Source organism: Leifsonia sp. SIMBA_070 (genome assembly GCF_046534635.1).
GTDB lineage: Bacteria > Actinomycetota > Actinomycetes > Actinomycetales > Microbacteriaceae > Leifsonia.
In genome coordinates, this window is the sequence record NZ_JAWRYK010000282.1 from 1 (window position 1) to 272 (window position 272).

Annotated in this window: 1 protein-coding gene; it reads left to right on the forward strand. The window is 49.3% G+C overall.

Annotated elements, in window-relative coordinates; translation table 11 throughout:
- Positions 1–61: 61 nt before the first annotated feature.
- The coding region (locus SB754_RS20360) for a hypothetical protein (RefSeq protein WP_410784177.1) at positions 62–272 on the forward strand (211 nt) is incomplete at its 3' end.

Sequence of the window (272 nt, forward strand, 5' to 3'; positions counted from 1 at the left end):
GATCGGAAGCGCGTTTGGTCTAGCCAGCAGTTAGGCTATAGTAGAAATCTCGGTCATCACGGTGACAGTCCAGAATGAACCGGGCAAGGGGTCTGTATTTAGTTTCCGGCTTCCTCTGGCGACAACAGATGCTTTGTCAGAAGCAGAATTATCCTCTGGCCAGCAGAGTGATAAGCGTGAGCTAGGGGTAACGATACCCAAGAGTGTAAGTGGGGATACATTAAATGAATGGGCTGTTTTGCAAGCAGCAGCGCATTCCTATTCAGTTGTGG